At 66.3% G+C, this 18,323-nt stretch carries 20 protein-coding genes; 8 read left to right on the top strand and 12 right to left on the bottom strand.

The window, feature by feature from the left end; all coding sequences use genetic code 11:
* Positions 1-7: 7 nt before the first annotated feature.
* Positions 8-751 (top strand): hypothetical protein, encoded by a 744-nt coding sequence (locus AU072_RS15530; RefSeq protein ID WP_064414612.1) that lies wholly within the window; start codon positions 8-10, stop codon positions 749-751.
* Between the two features lie 12 nt (positions 752-763).
* Positions 764-1,732: an LLM class F420-dependent oxidoreductase gene (locus AU072_RS15525; RefSeq protein WP_064414611.1), complete on the top strand. Its 969-nt coding sequence runs from the start codon at positions 764-766 to the stop codon at positions 1,730-1,732.
* On the opposite strand, the gene AU072_RS15520 is transcribed toward AU072_RS15525, so the two are convergent.
* Positions 1,684-2,130, bottom strand: coding sequence for a VOC family protein (locus tag AU072_RS15520; RefSeq protein ID WP_064414610.1), 447 nt, complete (start codon positions 2,128-2,130; stop codon positions 1,684-1,686). The genes AU072_RS15525 and AU072_RS15520 overlap by 49 nt on opposite strands.
* An 18-nt stretch (positions 2,131-2,148) precedes the next feature.
* Positions 2,149-2,901, bottom strand: coding sequence for an SDR family NAD(P)-dependent oxidoreductase (locus AU072_RS15515; RefSeq protein WP_064414609.1), 753 nt, complete (start codon positions 2,899-2,901; stop codon positions 2,149-2,151).
* A gap of 87 nt (positions 2,902-2,988) precedes the next feature.
* On the opposite strand from AU072_RS15515, the gene AU072_RS15510 reads away from it, so the two are divergent.
* The 3 genes from AU072_RS15510 to AU072_RS15500 all read left to right on the top strand — a co-directional run bounded on the left by AU072_RS15510 (position 2,989) and on the right by AU072_RS15500 (position 6,029).
* Positions 2,989-3,627, top strand: coding sequence for a TetR/AcrR family transcriptional regulator (locus AU072_RS15510; protein WP_165595588.1), 639 nt, complete (start codon positions 2,989-2,991; stop codon positions 3,625-3,627).
* Positions 3,628-3,696: 69 nt separating this feature from the next.
* On the top strand, positions 3,697-4,998 hold the full coding sequence (locus AU072_RS15505; protein ID WP_064414607.1) for an acyl-CoA dehydrogenase family protein: 1,302 nt from the start codon (positions 3,697-3,699) through the stop codon (positions 4,996-4,998).
* A gap of 38 nt (positions 4,999-5,036) precedes the next feature.
* Entirely contained in the window at positions 5,037-6,029 is a 993-nt protein-coding gene (locus AU072_RS15500) for a phosphotransferase family protein (RefSeq protein WP_174523797.1), read from the top strand.
* A 21-nt stretch (positions 6,030-6,050) separates the two neighbouring features.
* Here the strand turns inward: AU072_RS15500 and AU072_RS15495 are convergent, their stop codons facing one another.
* The 3 genes from AU072_RS15495 to AU072_RS15485 all read right to left on the bottom strand — a co-directional run bounded on the left by AU072_RS15495 (position 6,051) and on the right by AU072_RS15485 (position 8,609).
* The gene (locus AU072_RS15495) at positions 6,051-6,554 is read right to left on the bottom strand and encodes a hypothetical protein (RefSeq protein ID WP_064414605.1); all 504 of its coding nucleotides are present in this window, start codon (positions 6,552-6,554) and stop codon (positions 6,051-6,053) included.
* Positions 6,551-7,168 (bottom strand): TetR/AcrR family transcriptional regulator, encoded by a 618-nt coding sequence (locus AU072_RS15490; protein WP_064414604.1) that lies wholly within the window; start codon positions 7,166-7,168, stop codon positions 6,551-6,553. Before AU072_RS15490 ends, AU072_RS15495 begins: the two co-directional genes overlap by 4 nt.
* Before the next feature lie 151 nt (positions 7,169-7,319).
* A complete protein-coding gene (locus tag AU072_RS15485) occupies positions 7,320-8,609 on the bottom strand; it encodes a cytochrome P450 (protein ID WP_064414603.1) in 1,290 nt (429 codons plus the stop codon).
* A gap of 70 nt (positions 8,610-8,679) precedes the next feature.
* Here AU072_RS15485 and AU072_RS15480 point away from each other — a divergent pair, with 70 nt between their 5' ends.
* The 3 genes from AU072_RS15480 to AU072_RS15470 all read left to right on the top strand — a co-directional run bounded on the left by AU072_RS15480 (position 8,680) and on the right by AU072_RS15470 (position 11,304).
* Positions 8,680-9,336 (top strand): TetR/AcrR family transcriptional regulator, encoded by a 657-nt coding sequence (locus tag AU072_RS15480; protein ID WP_082680966.1) that lies wholly within the window; start codon positions 8,680-8,682, stop codon positions 9,334-9,336.
* A gap of 135 nt (positions 9,337-9,471) precedes the next feature.
* Complete coding sequence (locus AU072_RS15475) at positions 9,472-10,311, top strand: mycofactocin-coupled SDR family oxidoreductase (protein ID WP_064350249.1); 840 nt, start codon at positions 9,472-9,474, stop codon at positions 10,309-10,311.
* A 72-nt stretch (positions 10,312-10,383) separates the two neighbouring features.
* Complete coding sequence (locus AU072_RS15470) at positions 10,384-11,304, top strand: TIGR03619 family F420-dependent LLM class oxidoreductase (RefSeq protein ID WP_064414602.1); 921 nt, start codon at positions 10,384-10,386, stop codon at positions 11,302-11,304.
* A gap of 4 nt (positions 11,305-11,308) precedes the next feature.
* Here the strand turns inward: AU072_RS15470 and AU072_RS15465 are convergent, their stop codons facing one another.
* The 7 genes from AU072_RS15465 to AU072_RS15435 all read right to left on the bottom strand — a co-directional run.
* A complete protein-coding gene (locus AU072_RS15465; RefSeq protein WP_064414601.1) occupies positions 11,309-12,469 on the bottom strand; it encodes an acyl-CoA dehydrogenase family protein in 1,161 nt (386 codons plus the stop codon).
* 120 nt (positions 12,470-12,589) lie between these two features.
* Entirely contained in the window at positions 12,590-13,735 is a 1,146-nt protein-coding gene (locus AU072_RS15460; RefSeq protein WP_064414600.1) for a thiolase family protein, read from the bottom strand.
* Entirely contained in the window at positions 13,728-14,522 is a 795-nt protein-coding gene (locus AU072_RS15455) for an enoyl-CoA hydratase/isomerase family protein (protein ID WP_082680970.1), read from the bottom strand. Before AU072_RS15455 ends, AU072_RS15460 begins: the two co-directional genes overlap by 8 nt.
* Positions 14,523-14,530: 8 nt before the next feature.
* Complete coding sequence (locus tag AU072_RS15450) at positions 14,531-15,751, bottom strand: CaiB/BaiF CoA transferase family protein (protein ID WP_268874530.1); 1,221 nt, start codon at positions 15,749-15,751, stop codon at positions 14,531-14,533.
* Positions 15,748-16,506 carry an SDR family NAD(P)-dependent oxidoreductase gene (locus AU072_RS15445; RefSeq protein ID WP_064414599.1) on the bottom strand — a complete coding sequence of 253 codons (759 nt, stop codon included), beginning with the start codon at positions 16,504-16,506 and terminating at the stop codon, positions 15,748-15,750. The genes AU072_RS15450 and AU072_RS15445 overlap by 4 nt, the downstream gene beginning before the upstream one ends.
* A gap of 19 nt (positions 16,507-16,525) precedes the next feature.
* Complete coding sequence (locus AU072_RS15440; RefSeq protein ID WP_064350243.1) at positions 16,526-17,692, bottom strand: acyl-CoA dehydrogenase family protein; 1,167 nt, start codon at positions 17,690-17,692, stop codon at positions 16,526-16,528.
* A 139-nt stretch (positions 17,693-17,831) separates the two neighbouring features.
* Positions 17,832-18,323 (bottom strand): amidohydrolase family protein (locus AU072_RS15435; protein WP_165596690.1); only part of this gene is annotated, 492 nt, incomplete at its 5' end.

The following is an 18,323-nucleotide window of genomic DNA, read 5'->3' as shown; positions in this document are numbered from 1 at the left end:
GGCGTCGATGCAATTGCCGGGCAGACCGTCGGACGAGGTTCCCGAGGTGCTCGCGAACGGTGACGGAAACATCACCACCATGTTCGTCTCGATGGCGCGGCGCCACCCCCACGGGGCGGACGCGGAATACCTGCGCTGGCACACCCTGGACCATCGCCCCGAACAGCACCGGATGTCGGCGGTGCGCGCATCCCTGCGCCTGGTGTCCACGCCGCAGTGCCGCGCCGCGCGAGGAAGGGGTGAAAGTCCCTACGATGCGATCGATCACGTGATGACATACTTCTTCACCGGGGTCGAGGGCATGGAACCGTTCCTCGCGCTGTCCAGGGCGCTCGGTGATGCGGGCCGTAAGCTGCCGCTGCTGCCGCCCGTCGAACGCGGTGTCTACGATGTGCGGCAGCGCGCCGCGGCCGCTCGGATCAAGGCCGGCGCCGACGTGCTGCCGTGGTGGCCGAACCGGGGTGTGTATCTACTGTTGGAACGAGGCGCTGGCGCTCTTGACGAACTTGTGGATGTCGAGGGGGTGGCAGGAGCGTGGGCGGCGATGTCGCTGCCGGTCGAAGGCCGTCTGGCCAGCGCCCCTGCGGGACAGACGATCACGTACTGCTTCCTCGACGACGACCCCGTCGCGGTCGGGCAGCGGCTCCGGCCGGTCCTGCAGGCCCGGTGGAGCCGGGACGGCGTCGAACCGCTTTTCGCCGCACCGTTTCACAGCGTCGTCCCCTACGAATGGGACCGCTATGTGCCGTGACCGGAGGTATGGATGCGCATCGGGTTGATGGTCGGCTCCGACAAGGAGCGTTCCCGTGGCGAGCGGCTCGATGGGCTGATCGACGATGCAAGAGCCGCCGAGAAGCAGGGTTTCGCGACCTTCTGGATGCCGCAGGTGCCCGGTTATCTCGATGCGATGACCGCCGTGGCGTTGATCGGAAACGCCACCGACCGCATCGAAATCGGAACGGCCGTGGTGCCGATCCAGACCCGCCATCCGCTCATCATGGCCCAGCAGGCACTGACCACACAGATCGCCTGCGGCGGCCGATTCACGCTGGGGATCGGCCCGTCGCACCACTGGATCATCACCGACCAGCTCGGCCTGCCATACGACAAGCCCGCCCGGTTGGTGCGCGACTATCTCGAGGTGCTCGACGCGGCCTTCGGCGGACCGGGCACCACGGCCGTCGACAACGACACCTACCGCGTACGCAGCCCGGTCGACGTCACCGACGCCTTCACCGTGCCGGTGTTGGTGGCCGCGCTCGGGCCGATGATGCTCCGGATCGCCGGTGAGCGCACCGGCGGGACCATCCTGTGGATGGCCGACGAACGCGCGATCGGCGACTACGTGGTGCCCCGCATCACGGCGGCGGCGAAAGGTGCGGGCCGCCAGGATGTTCGGGTCGTTGCCGGTGTCCCTGTCGCGCTCTGCGCCGACGGTGATGTCGACGATGCTCGGGCGTACGCCAGCGAGGTGCTCGGCCACGCCGACTTCTCCCCCAACTACGTACGCCTGCTCGAACACGGCGACGCCGAGGACGTCGGCGACACCATGGCGGTCGGCGACGAAGCGACGGTCGCGGCGCGACTGCGCCGCTACCGCGACGCCGGCGTCACCGATCTGGCGGCGCGGGTGGTTCCGCTCGGAGACGATGCCGCTCAACGCCAGGCGTCACGTCGGCGCACTCAGGAGTTCGTCGCCTCGCTGGCTTTGGAATTCGCCTCGGGCACATAGCTTCCCATGAACTCGATGGGAACCCCTCCCATCGTGCAGAAGAACAGGTCGACACCCGGCACACCGGTGTCCAGCATCGTGACGTCGTCGGCGAAGGCGCTGGCCCTCGCGCGTGTTTCGGCGAAGTCTGGGGCCATGAACGACAATGCGGCCAGCCCCTCGGGCACCACATCGCGAAGGTGCTCGGGAACGTCGAGCACCTCGATGAGCCCGGTGTCGCCGGTGCCCAGCATGGTGACCTCCGCCCCGTCCGACGCCGGCCATCCGAGCGTTCTCTCCAACACCTCACCGGGGACATGCATCTGAAACTGCACCGCCATCCCCATCACCTCGGTCAGAAACGCCGTGAAGGTGTGCGCGGAATGGCTGCGCACGACCACGTGGTGGAGGTTGGGCATGTCTTGCCTTTCGTAGGCCTACGACCCGAGCATGATGAGGCCGCCGTCGACGGCGACGAGTTGTCCTGTCATGAAATGTGACCCCTCGCTGCAGAAGAACACCAGCGCGGGGCCGAGGTCGCCGACGGGGTCACCGAGTGCTCCTCCGAGCGGAATCGATGTCTTGAGCTGTTCGTCCATGAACTCCGCAGCGGGACCGAGGAATTCGCGCAGCCGGTCGGCACCCGGCGTCTGTACCGCGGGCGCCAGCGCGATCACCGACACCTTCTCGGCGGCCCAGGCCCTGGCCGCCGAGCGGGTCCACGCGGCCACCGCTCCCTTCGTCGCCGCGTAAACCGCCGAGAGCGGGCTGCCCATCACCGCCTCGGCGGAGCCGAAGTTGATGATGCGGCCGCCACCGTCCGCGCGCATCACCGCGTATGCCGATTGATTGGTCAGGATCGTGGCCTTGACGTTGGTGTCGAACAGGGTGTCGATGTCGTCGGTGGTGATCTGACCGGGGATGCCCGGCTGCCACAGCCCGGCCGCATTCAGCAGTACGTCGAGCTCACCCATCTCCTCGGCAGCGGCTCGCACCGTCTCCTCGACTGCGTCGGCGTCACGCACGTCGCACTGCAGCCAGGACACGCCCGGCACGTCGGGAGGCGCCGTCGTGTGGCGGGTGGCCACTACGCGTGCACCCGCCTCGGTGAGCACGTGCACCGCCGCCGCGCCGATGCCTGTAGCCCCACCGGTCACCAAGATGCGCCTGCCGTTCAATGTCGCGACCACCCATAGATAGTTAGACAAACGTCAACTATTTGCAACCCTCAATCGCCCTGTTACAGTGCCGGAGTGTCGAAGGTCAGCAGCGAGGTTATGGCTGACGGTGGTCAACGGCGCGCATCTTTCCAGCGGGCTCGATCGCATGAGACGAAGCGGGCGCTCGTGCAGGCGGCCATGGCGTTGTGGCGCACGAACGGCTATGCCAAGACGACCGTCGCCGACATCTGCCGGGCCGCGGGCGTGTCGAGAGGCCTGTTCTACTTCTACTTTCCCGCCAAGGAGGACATCCTCTTCGAGGTCGGCCTGCTGTCGACCCGGGCGGCGCAGCAGAAGGTGCGCACGCTGTTGCGCGCCGACTACGACATCGAGACCATCATCGCCGAGGCGCTGCGCAGCCTCGAACGGTCGATGGGGCGCAACCCGCGCGAACTGATCATCCAGACGATCTTGGAGGGCTACCGGCATGAGCACCGGATCCTCGCGGGTGAGTCAGTCGACGAGACCGCCGACGCCGACATGTTCGGCGAGCTCTTCACCCGGGCACAGCAAGACGGGAAAATCGGCGCGCATGTCGACATCGAACACCTCTCCCGCTTGGCGGGCATGCACGTCAGCGAAGGCGTCCGGCACTGGGCGAGCGGCAGTTTCGGTGACCGATCGTTCGCCGAGGTCGTGACCGACGACGTCGCGGCACTGATCGCCGGATTCAACTCGAGAAAGGCGAAGCGGTGAGAATCTCGGTGGAGTGCGCGTAGGGCGTCGCAGTCGGCGCAGACCTGAACAAAGAGGAAGGAGACCACGATGTCGTGGGATTTCGAGACCGACCCCGAGTACCAGAAGGTGCTCGACTGGGCCGACGAATTCGTCAGGGAGGAGGTCGAACCGCTCGACTTGGCGTTTCCCGATCAGCAGTTCGTTCCTTTGGACGCCAACCGCCGCAAGGTGATCGACCCGCTCAAGGACGAAGTGCGCCGACGGGGTCTGTGGGCCACCCACCTCGGTCCCGAACTCGGCGGACAGGGTTACGGACAGCTCAAGCTCGCGCTGCTCAACGAGATCCTCGGCCGCTCCCAGTGGGCACCGATCGTATTCGGTTGTCAGGCGCCCGATACCGGCAACGCCGAGATCATCGCGCACTACGGGACCGAGGCGCAAAAGGAGCGCTACCTGCGCCCACTACTCGACGGCGAGATCTTCTCGTGTTACTCGATGACCGAACCGCACGCCGGCGCCGACCCGACACTGTTCAACACCACCGCGGTCCGTGACGGCGACGACTGGGTGATCAACGGCTGGAAGTTCTTCTCCTCCAACGCCAGAACCGCGTCGTTTCTGATCGTCATGGTCGTCACCAACCCCGACGTGAGCGCCTATCAGGGTATGTCGATGTTCCTGGTGCCGACCGACACGCCGGGCGTCAACATCGTCCGCAACGTCGGACTGCACGGCGAGCGTGACGACGAAGGCTCGCATGCGCTCATTCACTACGACAACGTGCGGGTGCCCGCCGATGCGCTGCTGGGCGGCGAAGGCCAGGCATTCGTCATCGCCCAGACCCGCCTCGGCGGCGGCCGTATCCACCACGCGATGCGCACGATCGGACTCTCGCGCAAAGCGCTCGACATGATGTGTGAACGCGCGCTGAGCCGGGAAACCCAGGGCAGCAGGCTGTCCGAGAAGCAGTTCGTCCAGGGCTACATCGCCGACTCTTACGCACAGCTGTTGCAGTTCCGGCTGATGGTGCTCTACACCGCGTGGGAGATCGACAAGTACAACGACTACAAGAAGGTCCGTAAGGACATCGCCGCGGTCAAGGTCGTGATGCCGACGGTGCTGCATGATATTGCTTGGCGCGCAATGCAAGTCCACGGTGCGCTGGGCGTCACCAACGAGATGCCGTTCCTGGGCATGGTGACCGGCGCCGCGGTGATGGGCCTGGCCGACGGTCCGACCGAGGTGCACAAGGCGACGGTGGCCAAGCAGGTGCTGCGCGACTATGCGCCCAGCACCGACACGTGGCCGAGCGAGTGGATCCCGGCCAAGCGGGAGAAGGCCAGGGCCAAGTTCGCTGAGTATCTGGACCATGAAGTGGGGAATCTGTGAGCGAGAACGCGATAGAGGTTGCGCGCCTGACCGACTGGATGGACGCGGCCGAACTACCCGGCAAGGGTGAGCCGCTGCAGACCCGGTTCCTGTCGGGCGGCACCCAGAACGTCATCTACGAATTGCGCCGCGGCGAACACAGCTGTGTGCTTCGGATGCCGCCGCCCGGCGCCCCTGCTGACCGCGACAAGGGAATCCTGCGGGAGTGGCGCATCATCGAGGCGCTCGACGGCACCGACGTGCCACACACCGAGGCCGTCGCGGTATGTGAGGACGCCGCGGTGCTTGGTCGGCCCTTCTACCTGATGGGGTTCGTCGACGGATGGTCGCCGATGGACCTCGACGACCGCAAGTGGCCCGAACCGTTTGACTCCGACCTCTCCGCCCGCGGGGAGCTGGCCTATCAACTCGCCGAGGGCATCGCGCTGCTGTCCCAAGTGGACTGGAAGGCCAAGGGGCTGCATGATCTGGGGCGGCCCGACGGCTTCCACGAACGCCAGGTCGATCGCTGGACCGCGTTCTTCGAGCGCATCAAGGGCCGCGAGATCGACGGCCTCGACGTCGCCACCGACTGGCTGCGCACACATCGGCCGCTGGACTACGTCCCCGGATTGATGCACGGCGACTATCAGTTCGCCAACGTGATGTATCGGCACGGCGCGCCCGCTCGGCTCGCGGCGATCGTGGACTGGGAGATGGGCACCGTCGGAGACCCGAAGCTGGACTTGGGCTGGATGGTGCAGAGCTGGCCCGAGGACACCGCGGCGCCGACGGATTCGGAGATGGGTTACGTCGACATGCGGGGAATGCCCTCGCGCGCAGACGTCGTCGCACACTATGCGAAGGTCTCCGGGCGCCAGGTCGACGATCTCGACTACTACCTGGTGCTGGCGAAGTGGAAGCTGGCGATCGTGCTCGAGCAGGGTTTCCAGCGCGCGGGCGACAACGAGAAGCTGCTCGCCTACGGCCCGGTCATCGTCGAACTGATGCGCTCGGCCGCCGAGCTGGCCGAATCCAGCGACTACCGGTGACGCGGCAGGTGCCCGCCCAAATCAGCTGGCGGGCACCAGATCCGCGGCCACCGACACCATCATCCCGCAGCGGAACATCTCACAGTCGCCGACCTCGGCGACTGCGGGATCACCGGCTGCGGCCAGCGCCTTGGCCTTGAACGCCCTGGCCGCCGCGCTCAGGCGGTGCTCGACCGAATCGACACTGCTGTCAAGTTCTGCGGGCACCCGCTCGCCCCACAGCGTCACCTCGGTCGCGCCCTGATCGAGTGCGTTGCGCACGTGCTGGAGGACACGCGCGTCGCGGTCGATCAGGTTCGCCGCGACAGCGACGGTCTGGGGATGCGGCCGTTCCTCCCAGGCCGCGAGGACCGTTTCCAGGTCGAGGGTCTCGGCTCCGAGAATCGTCAGCGGGCGAACGTCTTCGCCGCCACCGACGAGCACGGTGACGTCCCACCCGGCCATCACCCGGTCGTAGATCCAGCCGCCGGCAGACTTCACCGCGTCCGACACCGTCGGGGCGACGATGTCGAGCCGGTACCTCATGTCGAGCTCCGCGGCGCCAACTCGCGCCCCAGCGACTCGGCGTACCCCTTGAACACCTCGGCCAATTGAATCGATGGGTCGAGTAACCATAGGGTCTCCATTCCATAGGTGAACGCGAGGATTTCCACGGCCTTGGTGGCCGGGTCGAGGTCTTGGCGATACTTTCCGCTCCGCTGACCGCGCTCGATGATCGCGGTGATGATGTCGACCGCGTCGCGGTAACGCTTGACCAGGCGGTCGTGCAGAGGCGCGTCGGGCGCGATGTTCTCCACCAGCAGCACGGTGAAGGTCCCGACGAGCTCGGGCGCGCGCTCGAAGCGTTCGGGGACCCGGCCGAGTTCGGTGACCAGATCACCCGAGCGGTAGTCGGCGTGGATCGCGTCGTCGGCGTCACGGGCGTCGAGCACCGCGTTGAGCAGCTGCTCTTTGGACTCGAAGTGGTGCAGCAGACCGGCGGGCGTGACCCCGGCTTCCTTGGCGATCAGGGCCAGCGAGGTGTTGCGCCACCCGTTGCGCGCGAGCAGGCGTTCGGCCACCGCCAGGATGCGCTGACGACGATCCTCGCCCTTGGCGAGGAGCGTGGCATACGGCCGCGCGGGCTCCGTGGCGGACACCGAACTCCTTCGTTCAACTAACCTAGTGAACACACAGTAGGTAGGTTTGGGCGCTGTGACAAGCGTCTCAGCCAAATTGGGTTTAGACCGCCGTCACATCGCCAGGTCAGCGCGTGTTTCGGGCGCAATCCGCCGTCCCGCGCCGGGTTTCCTATCGTCGCGTGAACTCGATGTGCAGCTCGGTCAGCCCGCGCAGCAAAAACGTCGGCTCGTAGGAGTAGCGGCGCTCACCGGATGGACCGTGGACCGCCTCGCTGATCCGGATGTCGCGCATCCGCTCGAGCAACCTCTGCACGGTGATGCGGCCCTCCACCCGGGCCAGGGGCGCGCCCGCGCAGGAGTGGATTCCACGACCGAACGCGATGTGCTCGCGCACGTTCTTGCGGTCCGGGCGGAACTCGTGGGGATCGTCGAATTTGCGCGGGTCCCGATTGGCCGCGCCGAGGCACAACATCACGATCGTGCCCGCCTTGAGCGGCACCCCGCCCAGCGTCGTGCTCTTGCGGACGAGCCGGAAGTCGACCTTGGTCGGCGAGTGCATGCGCAGCGCCTCTTCGATGAACGCCGGAATCCGCTCGGGGTGTTCGCGCAGCATCTGCTGGAAGTCCGGCCGGTCTCCGAGGGTTTGCACCGCCGCGCTGAGCAGCTTGGTGACGGTCTCCTGCCCCGCGGCGAACAGGAACGTGGCCGGCTTGACGACCTCGATCAGCTCCGGTGTCGAACCGTCGGGGTACACCGCGGTCGCCATCCCCGACAGCACGTCGCCGCGCGGTTGGCGGCGGCGCTCGGCGAGATAGCCGGCGAACTTGTCGTCGAGATACTGCAGCGGGTCCCGCCCCACCGGGGCGCCGTCGAGCGCGCCGACGCGGGTGCCGTAGCGCTCCTCGACCCCGAGCGCGGCCAGGAACTCGGGCCGGTCCTCGTCGGGCACGCCGAGCAGGTCGATGATCGCCGACGTGGCGAAGGGTTTGGCGTACTCCGAGAGGAACTCGCACCGCCCCTCAGAGGATTCCGGGCCCATGATCTGGTCGATCTGGCTGTCGACCAGCTGCCACATGTAGTCCTCGTTCTCCTTGAGCCGGCGCGGCGTCAGGAGCTTGGTCAACAGCGACCGGGCCCGTTCGTGGGCCGGCGGGTCCATCACGACCATGTGCTCGTAGATGGGAAACAGGTGGCGGTGCGCCTCGATCTGCTCGGTGATGTCGTCACCTTCGGGGACGAACGGCAGCGGCGGGAACGGCCCGCCGATCGCGTTCACCGCCGAGAAGGAATCGTGATCCTTGAAAGCCGCCACCACTTCGGCGTAACCGGTGACGGCGACGACGCCGTAGTTCGGTTCCCGAAACACCGGGCCCTGCTCGCGCAGGTGGTCCCAGTAGTCATAGGGATCCTGACTGATCGCGTGGTCGGAGAAGTAGTCCACCGAGGCGAGATCGGTCATCGACGGCCGTCCTTTCGGTCCTGGCGCCCGTAGCCACTCTGATCGATCGATCAAACTGTTAGGATGCGCCATGCCTATCACGGGTCGTGACAGAGGGTCAAGCATTCGGACGGAGGGGCGCGCCGGGAACGCCAAGCGAGCCGAGGTCGGGGCGCGCCAGCGACTCATCGAGGCCACCGCGAAGATCATGCGCGACGAGGGCTATGCCGCCGCGACGTCACGACGCGTGGCGGCCGAGGCCGGGGTCAAACAAGCGCTGGTCTACTACTACTTCCCCACGATGGATGACCTGTTCGTCGAGGTGTTGCGGGCCGGTGCCGAGGCGTCCCTGGAGAACATGCGCGCCGCGCTCACCGATGACGACCCGTTGCACACGCTGTGGCTGATCAACAGCGATTTGCGAAGGACGATCCTGAACACCGAGTTCATGGCACTGGCCAACCACCGCAAGGTGATTCGTACGGAGCTGAAGGCCTACGCGGAGCGCGTGCGCGACATCGAGACCGCCGCGGTCACCGTGGCCCTGCGGGCCAACGGTGTCGATCTCGACGACTACCCGCCAGTCGCCATTTCGATGTTGATCGTGCAGATCGCGCGCAGCCTGTGCAACGAGGACGCGGTCGGCCTCACGCTCGGACACGACGAGATGCGCGACTTCATGCAGCGCTGGATGCAATCGCTGAAGGAGTCCTTGACCGCGGGCGGGTCGCTACCTCCCCCCGGCTGAGCTCGCACATCGACCGGCGGTGCCGCGACACCGCGATCCCTCCGCCTCGCGGGCCCGACTGTTGACACGTGAGCCGATCGGTGCCACGATCCTGATCGATCGACCAAACTATTCGAGCAGCCAGAAGGTGGACACATGGGTGGACGAGTCGAGGGCAAAGTCGCGTTCGTAACCGGCGCGGCGCGGGGCCAGGGCCGCAGCCACGCGGTGCGCCTGGCCGCGGAGGGTGCCGACATCATCGCCGTGGACGTCTGCAAGCAGATCTCCAGCAACGACGACATCCCATGGGCCACACCGGACGACCTCGCCGAAACGGCCGACCTCGTCAAGAACCTGAACCGCCGCATCGTCACCGCCGAGGTCGACGTGCGTGACTACGACGCTCTCAAGGCGGTCGTCGACGGGGGCGTCGAACAGTTGGGCCGGCTGGACATCGTGGTCGCCAATGCCGGCATCGGCAACGGCGGGGCAACGCTGGACAAGACCAGCGAAGACGATTGGCGCGACATGATCGACGTCAATCTCTCTGGTGTGTGGAAGACCGTCAAAGCCGCTGTCCCCCATCTGCTCTCCGCAGGGCACGGCGGTTCGATCATCCTCACCAGCTCGGTCGGTGGCCTCAAGCCCTACCCCCATACCGGCCATTACATCGCCGCCAAGCACGGCGTGATCGGCCTGATGCGCACATTCGCCGTAGAACTCGGTCAGCACTCGATCCGGGTCAACGCCGTCTGCCCCACGAATGTGAACACACCGCTGTTCATGAACGAGGGAACCATGAAGCTGTTCCGGCCCGACCTCGAGAATCCCGGACCCGACGATCTCGCCGTCGCCGCACAGTTCATGCATGTGCTCCCCGTCGGCTGGGTGGAGCCCGAGGATGTCAGTAACGCCGTGCTGTTCCTCGCCTCGGACGAATCCCGCTACATCACAGGTCTTCCGGTCACGATCGACGCGGGCAGCATGCTGAAGTAGCCGGGCAATTCGGGTGGAGTCGCTAGCGTGTAGTGCATCGATCACACCCAATTCACGTGAGTGGAGTCCTGAGTGAAACTCGTCTTCAACCTTCCGCACATGCTGCGGCTCAAGGCCATGATGCAGCCGTGGGAAGCATCGGTGACCGGTGCCGACCAGACGCGGATGGCCAAGTGCGCCGACGAGTGGGGTTACGACATGATCGCCGTGCCCGAGCATTTCGCGATTCCCAACGATCACGTCGAACTGTCCGGACCGCATTATCTGCAGTCCACCGTGGCTCAGGCGTATCTCGCCGGGGCAACACAGCGGATCATGCTCAATTCGTGCATCACGGTACTGCCGCTGCAACATCCGATCGTGTTGGCGAAGTCGCTGGCCACCGCCGACTGGATGAGCAGCGGCCGCATGATGGTGACGTTCGGCGTGGGCTGGCTGGAACGCGAATTCGAACTCCTGGGTGTGCCCTTCCATGAACGTGGCCGCATCGCCGACGAGTATCTGGCTGCGATTGTCGAACTGTGGACCAGTGAATCGCCGAGCTTCGACGGCAAGTATGTGTCCTTCGATGAGATCGCCTTCGAGCCCAAGCCGATCCAGAAGCCGCATCTGCCGATCTGGATCGGCGGTGATGCGGACGCGGCACTGCGCCGGGCGGCGAAGTACGCCTCGGGATGGTGGTCATTCCTCACGCCGCCCGACAAGATCGCCGAGCGCCTCGACTTCATCAAGTCCCAACCTGGCTACGACGGTCGGCCATTCGACGTGGTGCACGGGCTGGGCACGAATCGGGTCGGCGAGGGCCATACCGTGCAAGACGACCCCGAGGGCCGACCGGGCATGAGTGCGGCCGAGATCGTCGACCGGCTCGGTTGGCTCGCGCAGCAGGGCGTCACCGTGAGCGCTGTGTCCCTGCCGCCGGTGTCAGGGGTCGACGAGTATCTCGACTACGCGCAATGGGTGATCGAGGAGATCAAACCGCAGCTGCCCTAGTGGTTTACAGGCCCAGCGACTTGGCGATGATCACCTTCATCACCTCGCTGGTGCCCGCGTAGATGCGGGCCACCCGGGCGTCGGTGTACAGCCGAGCGATCGGATACTCCATCATGTAGCCGTAGCCGCCGAACAACTGCAGGCAGCGGTCCACCACCCGCTGCTGCATCTCGGTGCAGAACAGTTTCACGCGGGCCGCATCCGCGCCGGACAACTCGCCGTCGACATGCAGGGCCACAGCGCGATCCAGCATCGCCTGTGCGGCCTCCACCTCCGCCGAGCAGGCCGCCAACTCGAACTTCGTGTTCTGGAACGACGCCACCGGTGTGCCGAACGCCTTGCGGCTCTTGGTGTAATCGATGGCGGCGGCGATCGCCGAGCGTGCCTGCGCGACCGATCCGACGGCGACGGTGAGCCGCTCCTGAGGCAGATTGTGGCCCAGGTAGCTGAACGCCTCGCCTTCTTCGCCCAGCATGTTGGTCGCGGGTACGCGGACGTCGACGAACGAGAGTTCGGCGGTGTCCTGCACCTTGCAGCCCATCTTCTCCAACTCACGGCCCCGGGTGAACCCGGCCATCCCGTCCTCGACGACGAACAACGTGAGCCCCTTGCGCCGGTTGTCCGGGTCGGTCGAGGTCCGCGCGACGACGATTACGAGGTCGGCCTGCATACCGCCGGTGATGAACGTCTTGGCGCCGTTGAGGATCCAGTGGGGGCCTTCCGAATCAACATCGCGGACCGCGGTGGTGCGCACACCGGCGAGGTCGGATCCGGTGCCCGGTTCGGTCATCGCGACGGCGGTCAGCAGCTCCCCGGCGGCAAGGCCGGGAAACCACCGCTTGCGTTGCTCTTCGTTCGCGTAGTGCAGGAAGTACGGGAGGATCACCTCGAGCTGGGTGCGCACGGTCGACAGCGTGACCAGTGCGCGTGCCGCCTCCTCCTGCAGCACGACGTTGTAGCGATAGTCGGGGGTCCCACCTCCGCCGTACTCCTCGGGAATGGCCATCCCGAGCATGCCCAGCGACCCCATCTGCTTGAACACCTCGCGAGGCATGCGGCCGCCCTTCTCCCACTCGGGATAGTGCGGGACCACTTCCTTTTCGACGAAGTCACGGGCGAGTTCGCGGAACGCCTCATGGTCTTCGGTGAACAGGGTTCTCTGCACGCGGGTCCTCCCGTGGAATCAGTGCTTACTGCGTCAGCAGCGCTAGGCGATGAGTTCTGCCGCCATCGCTAGGCGATGAGTTCTACCAACGTCGCTAGGCGATGAGTTCTGCCCCCATCGCTAGGCGATGAGTTCTACCAAAGTCGCGTTGGCGGTTCCGCCGCCCTCACACATGGTCTGCAAACCGAACCGAATCCCGTTGTCGCGCATGTGGTTGAGCATGCGCGTCATGAGCACCGCACCCGACGCCCCGAGTGGATGCCCCAGGGCGATCGCCCCGCCGAGCGGGTTGAGCTTGGCTTCGTCGGCGCCGGTCTCGGCCAGCCATGCCAGCGGCACCGGCGCGAACGCCTCGTTCACCTCGAACACACCGACCTCGTCGAGGGTCACTCCGGCCTTGTGCAGGACCTTCTCGGTCGCCGGGATCGGACCGGTCAGCATCAGAACCGGGTCGGCACCGGTGACCGCGCCCGCACGGTAGCGGGCAATTGGGCTCAGTCCCAACGCCACAGCGTTGTCGGCCGCCATCACCAGCAGCGCCGCGGCACCATCGGAGATCTGTGACGAATTCCCCGCATGGATGACGCCGTCGTCCTTGAAGGCCGGCTTGAGCCCCGCGAGCTTCTCCACCGTGCTCCCCCGTCGCACCCCTTCGTCAGCCACGACTGGTTCACCGTCGGTGAAGACCGGCATGATCTGCGATTCGAACGCGCCGTTGTCCTGCGCGGCAGCGGCCAGCTCGTGTGAGCGCACCGAGTACTCGTCGAGCCGGGTTCGGGAGAAGCCCCACTTCTGGGCGATCAACTCCGCCGAGATGCCCTGGTTGAACGAGAAATCGCCGTAGCGTTCGAGGACCTTGGGCCCGTAGGGCATTCCGGTGGCCCGCGCCGAACCGAGCGGCACCCGGCTCATCACCTCGACCCCGCCGGCGACGACGACGTCCTGCTGACCCGACATCACCGCGTGGACCGCGAAATCCAGCGCCTGCTGGCTCGACCCGCAGGCGCGGTTGACCGTGGTGCCGGGGATCGTCTCCGGCCAGCCCGCGGCAAGAGCCGCGTAGCGGCCGATGTTGCTCGACTGGTCGCCGACCTGAGACACACAACCCCACACCACGTCGTCGACGATCTCGGGATCGATACCCGCACGCTCGACGAGTGCGGTGAGCACGATCGCCGACAGGTCGGCGGCATGCATCTCCGACAGCCCGCCGTTGCGCTTGCCGACCGGCGTGCGCACCGCCTCCACGATCACGGTTTCACGCATTGTTCTTCTCCGATCCGGGCCCGATCGCCCATCGACCAGTAAATACGGCCTCGCGTTTAGCGGCGAACGCGGCATAGGCCTCCGCCGAATCCGCGGTGGCGAAGTTGCCCGGCTGTGCGCGGGCCTCATTGGCCAGCGCCTCACGCAGCGTCGCGTTGGCCCCGTCGTTGAGCAGCGCCTTGCTCTGCGCCAAGGCGACCGGTGGGCCCGCTGCGAGCCGGGCCGCCAGATCGGCGACGAAGCCGTCGATCTCGTCGGCGGGCCTCACCCAGGTGACCAGGCCCAGCGAGTGGGCCTCCGCGGCGTCGATCATGTCGGCCAGCAACACCAGCCGCTTGGCCTGTTGCAGACCCACCAGTTTGGGCAGCAGCCACGAACCGCCGAGGTCGACCGACAGGCCGCGCTTCGAAAAGATTTGGCAGAACCGGGCATCCGGCGTCGCCACCACGAAGTCACAACCGAGCGCCAGGTTCCAGCCGGCCCCGACCGCAACCCCGGTCACCTTGGCGATGGTGGGTACGGACAGTTCGTGCAGTGCGAGCGCGACGTCGGTGAGCCGCCGTAACTTGTGTCGCGGGTGGATGTCCTCGGGTGTGCCGATGTCGGCGCCCGAGCAGAACGCCCCACCCGCGCCGGTGATCACCAATGCGCGAAGCTCGGTGTCGCGGGCGGCTGCCCGCAGGGCATCGGCCAGGTCCCCCCACAACTGCGCGTTGATCGCGTTCTTGCGGTCCGGCCGGTTCAGCGTCAGGGTCCGCACCCCATCGCTGTCGGAACTCAGCAGCACGTCATCGCTCACTGGTACGCGGGCCCGATCACTCCGTCGGCACGTAGCCGCGCGAGATCCCCTGCTGTAAGCCCCAATTCACCCAGTACGGCATCGGTGTGCTGGCCCAAACCGGGTACCGCTCCCATCGGTTGCTCGAAGCCGGTGATCACCGGCGGGGGGCGCAGCGCGCGGATGTCACCCTTGGGGGTGGCGACAGTGCGCCACCGGTCCCGAGCGGTGAGGTGGGGGTGTGCGACGACCTCGCTAGGCAGGTTGTACCGCGAGTTGCCGATCCCGGCGTCGTCGGCGATCTTCTGGATCTCGGCGAGATCACGCTGGGCACACCACGATCCGATGGCTTCCTCCAGGATCTCGCGGTGGGCGCAGCGGTCGGGGTTGGTGGCGAAGCGGGGATCCTCGGCGAGGTCGGGGCGGTCGATGATCTCGCGGGCCACCCGCTGCCACTCCCGGTCGTTGGTCGTGCCGAGCACCACCGTCTGACCGTCGCGCGTCGGAAACGCCCCGTACGGCGCGACGGCGGGTGAGCCGACGCCGAGCGGTTCCTGGTCGATGCCCGAATGCTGGGTGTATGTCAACTGATAACCCATCACGTCGGTCATCACGTCGAACAGGCTCAGCGCAACCGACTGGCTCGCGGCCCCGGCATTGCCCCTGCCTCGTCCGACCAGGAGCGCCAGGATGGAGATCGCCGCGTACAGGCCCGTCGAGAAATCGGCCATCGCGGGTCCCGGTTTGGCCGGCATCCCCGGGTAGCCCGTGACCGCGCACGATCCCGACTCCGCCTGTACGAGAAGGTCGTAGGCACGCTTGTGGGAGATCGGACCGCCGGGGCCGTAACCGTCGATCTCGACCGGAATCACGTTGGGATGACGCGTCGCGAGGTCGCTGGGGGCCAGGCCCATCCGCGCGGTGGCACCCGGCGCGAGGTTCGACACGAACGCATCCGCCCGGTCCAACAGGCGGTGCAGAAGGTCGATACCCTCGGGTGCTTTGGTGTTCAGCGTCACCGACTCCTTGCCGCGGTTGGCCCAGACGAAATGCGCGGCCAAGCCGCCGGGCCCGTTCACCACGTCGTCGTAGTCGCGGGCGAAATCGCCGCCGTTGGGGTTTTCCACCTTGATCACGCGGGCACCGAAGTCGGCGAGCACCCGGGTGCACATCGGGGCGGCCACGGCCTGTTCCATCGCGACGACCGTGACGCCGCTCAGTGGCGCTGGGGCGCTCACATGACCATTCCGCCGTCGACCGGCAGCACCTGTCCGGTGATGTAGGACGCGGCATCGGACGCCATGAACACGAACGCGCCCGCGACCTCCTCCGGGTCCGCCCATCGCTTCATGGGGATCCGGTTCATCATGTTCGCCGAGAACTTCTCATTGGTGCGGATCGTCTCGGTCATCGGCGTCGCGGCCAGCGGCGCCAACGCGTTGACCATGATCTTCTTGGTCGCCAGTTCGCGCGCAAGGGATTTGGTGAACCCGATGATGCCCGCCTTGGCCGCCGAGTAGTTGACCTGGCCCAGCGTGCCGGTCAAGCCGGCCGCCGACGTGACGTTGACGATACGGCCGGTGCCGTCGGTCGGGATGTGCGGCAGCGCGGCCTGGGTGACGTTGAACGCGCCCATCACGTGGATGTCGAACAGCAGCCGGAACGACTCCTGCGTCGTCTTCTCGAACATCGCGGGCTTGGTGACGCCCGCGTTGTTGATCAGGATGTGTAGGGCGCCGTCGGTCAGCGCGGCCGCCTGCGCGGCCGCCGCGTCGGCGGAGTCCCGGTCGGAGACGTCCAGCGCGGCGGACTCCGCACGGCCGCCGCCGGCTGAAATCCGTTCGGCGACAGCGGCTGCGGCGTCCTTGTCCAGGTCGGTGACGAGGACCGCGGCGCCCGCGTCGGCGAGCGCCTGTGCGACGGCCGAGCCGATGCCGCCCGCGGCGCCGGTCACCAACGCAGAACGGCCGGACAGGTCGAAATAGTTCACCATCGGTAGTCGTGCTCCTCCGTCAGTAGCTGCGCGGCAGTCCGAGGACATGCTCGCCGAGGAAGTTGAGGATCATCTCCTGGCTCACGGGCGCGATCTTCATCAGCCGCGACTCGCGGAAGTAGCGGGAGACGTGATACTCCTCGGAATAGCCCATGCCTCCGTGCAATTGCAGGGCCCGGTCGGCGGCGCCGAAGCCGGCATCGGCGCACAGGTATTTGGCCGTATTGGCTTCGCGCCCACACGGTTTGCCGTTGTCGTACAGCCAGGTGGCCTTGCGCAACACCAACTCGGCCGCGTCGAGGCGGGCCAGCGAGTCGGCCAGCGGGAACTGCAGGCCCTGGTTCATGCCGATCGGCCGGTTGAACACATGCCGCTCGTTGCCGTACTTCACGGCCTTCTCCAACGCCACCCGGCCGATGCCCAGCGCCTCGGCCGCGATCAGCATCCGCTCGGGGTTGAGGCCGTCCAGGATGTACTTGAAGCCCTTGCCTTCTTCTCCGACGCGGTGCTCGACGGGCACCATCAGGTCGTCGATGAACACCTCGTTGGAGCTGACCGCGTTGCGTCCCATCTTCTTGATCGGCCGGATGTCGACGTGGTCGGGATCGAGGTCGGTCAGGAACAGCGTCATCCCGTCGGTCTTCTTGGTGACCTCGTCAAAAGGCACAGTCCTGGTCAGCAGCAGGATCTTCTCGGACTCCAGCGCTTTGGAGATCCAGACCTTGCGGCCGTTGATCCGGTACTTGTCGCCTTCCCGCTTGGCGAAGGTGGTGATGCGCGAGGTGTCCAGCCCCGCACCGGGTTCGGTGACGCCGAAGCAGACGTGCAGATCACCGTTGACGATGCGCGGCAGCGTCTCGGCCTTGAGCTCGTCGGAGCCGTGCTTGACGACGGGCTGCATCCCGAAGATCGACAGGTGAATGGCGCTGGCACCGTTCATCGCGGCCCCGGAGCGCGACACCTCTTCGAGCAACAGCGTGGCCTCGGTGATGCCCAGACCGTGCCCGCCGTACTCCTCGGGGATGGTCATGCCGAGCCAGCCGCCCTTGGCGATCGCGTCGTAGAACTCCCGCGGGAACTCGTGTGCGAGATCCTTTTCCATCCAGTAGTGGTCGTCGAACTTGCTCGCCAACTCACGAACGGACTTGCGGATCAGCTCCTGGTCCTCGGTCAGCTCGAAACTCATCCCGCCAGGCACGGTGGTTCTCCTCTTGTCATCGTTCCGCAGAACAGTGCGCCGGCGCGTGAACGCAGCTTCCGCACCGGCGCACTCGAAGACGCTGCTTCCGACCCCGTGGCCGGACCTCCCGATACTTGCAGACCTCTCAGTCCGTGTTGCCGGACACCTGCTTGGCGCTGGCCGCGAAGTCCGCGAACGACGCGCCGGTCTTTTCCTTCTTCGACAGGGCTTGGATGGAGACGTCGTGGCCTTCGGCGGCCTTGCGCAGGGCACCCACGGTGGCCTGTTCGCGGGTGATGTGGGTGAACGGGTCCCAGTGATACCAGCGCATCGCGTTCTCGAAGGTCATCTTGTTGATCTCGTCGTCGGGCACATTGTTGGCGGTGAGGACCTCGTCGAGCTGCTCGGGAGCCCCGGGCCACATCGAGTCGCTGTGCGGGTAATCGGCCTCCCAGCAGATGTTGTCGATACCGATCGCATTGCGGGTGGCCACCCCCACCGGATCGGCGATGAAACAGGTCAAAAAGTGCTCACGGAACACCTCACTGGGCAGCTTGCCGCCGAAGTCCTGACCCGTCCACGTCGAATGCATCTCAAAGGTGCGATCCACCCGCTCCAAAAAGTACGGAATCCAGCC

Origin of the sequence: Mycolicibacterium novocastrense, from assembly GCF_001499835.1 — a bacterium.
GTDB lineage: Bacteria > Actinomycetota > Actinomycetes > Mycobacteriales > Mycobacteriaceae > Mycobacterium > Mycobacterium novocastrense.
Note: the sequence above shows the minus strand (reverse complement) of the source record. Positions and strands in the feature narration are given on the sequence as shown.

Coding starts and splice junctions, on each gene's coding strand:
- AU072_RS15530 (WP_064414612.1), top strand. CDS start 8: ATGCAATTGCCGGGCAGACCGTCGGACGAGGTTCCCGAGGTGCTCGCG.
- AU072_RS15480 (WP_082680966.1), top strand. CDS start 8,680: ATGCCTATCACGGGTCGTGACAGAGGGTCAAGCATTCGGACGGAGGGG.
- AU072_RS15460 (WP_064414600.1), bottom strand. CDS start 13,735: ATGCGTGAAACCGTGATCGTGGAGGCGGTGCGCACGCCGGTCGGCAAG.
- AU072_RS15510 (WP_165595588.1), top strand. CDS start 2,989: ATGGCTGACGGTGGTCAACGGCGCGCATCTTTCCAGCGGGCTCGATCG.
- AU072_RS15495 (WP_064414605.1), bottom strand. CDS start 6,554: ATGAGGTACCGGCTCGACATCGTCGCCCCGACGGTGTCGGACGCGGTG.
- AU072_RS15475 (WP_064350249.1), top strand. CDS start 9,472: ATGGGTGGACGAGTCGAGGGCAAAGTCGCGTTCGTAACCGGCGCGGCG.
- AU072_RS15505 (WP_064414607.1), top strand. CDS start 3,697: ATGTCGTGGGATTTCGAGACCGACCCCGAGTACCAGAAGGTGCTCGAC.
- AU072_RS15485 (WP_064414603.1), bottom strand. CDS start 8,609: ATGACCGATCTCGCCTCGGTGGACTACTTCTCCGACCACGCGATCAGT.
- AU072_RS15520 (WP_064414610.1), bottom strand. CDS start 2,130: ATGCCCAACCTCCACCACGTGGTCGTGCGCAGCCATTCCGCGCACACC.
- AU072_RS15445 (WP_064414599.1), bottom strand. CDS start 16,506: ATGGTGAACTATTTCGACCTGTCCGGCCGTTCTGCGTTGGTGACCGGC.
- AU072_RS15440 (WP_064350243.1), bottom strand. CDS start 17,692: ATGAGTTTCGAGCTGACCGAGGACCAGGAGCTGATCCGCAAGTCCGTT.
- AU072_RS15500 (WP_174523797.1), top strand. CDS start 5,037: ATGGACGCGGCCGAACTACCCGGCAAGGGTGAGCCGCTGCAGACCCGG.
- AU072_RS15525 (WP_064414611.1), top strand. CDS start 764: ATGCGCATCGGGTTGATGGTCGGCTCCGACAAGGAGCGTTCCCGTGGC.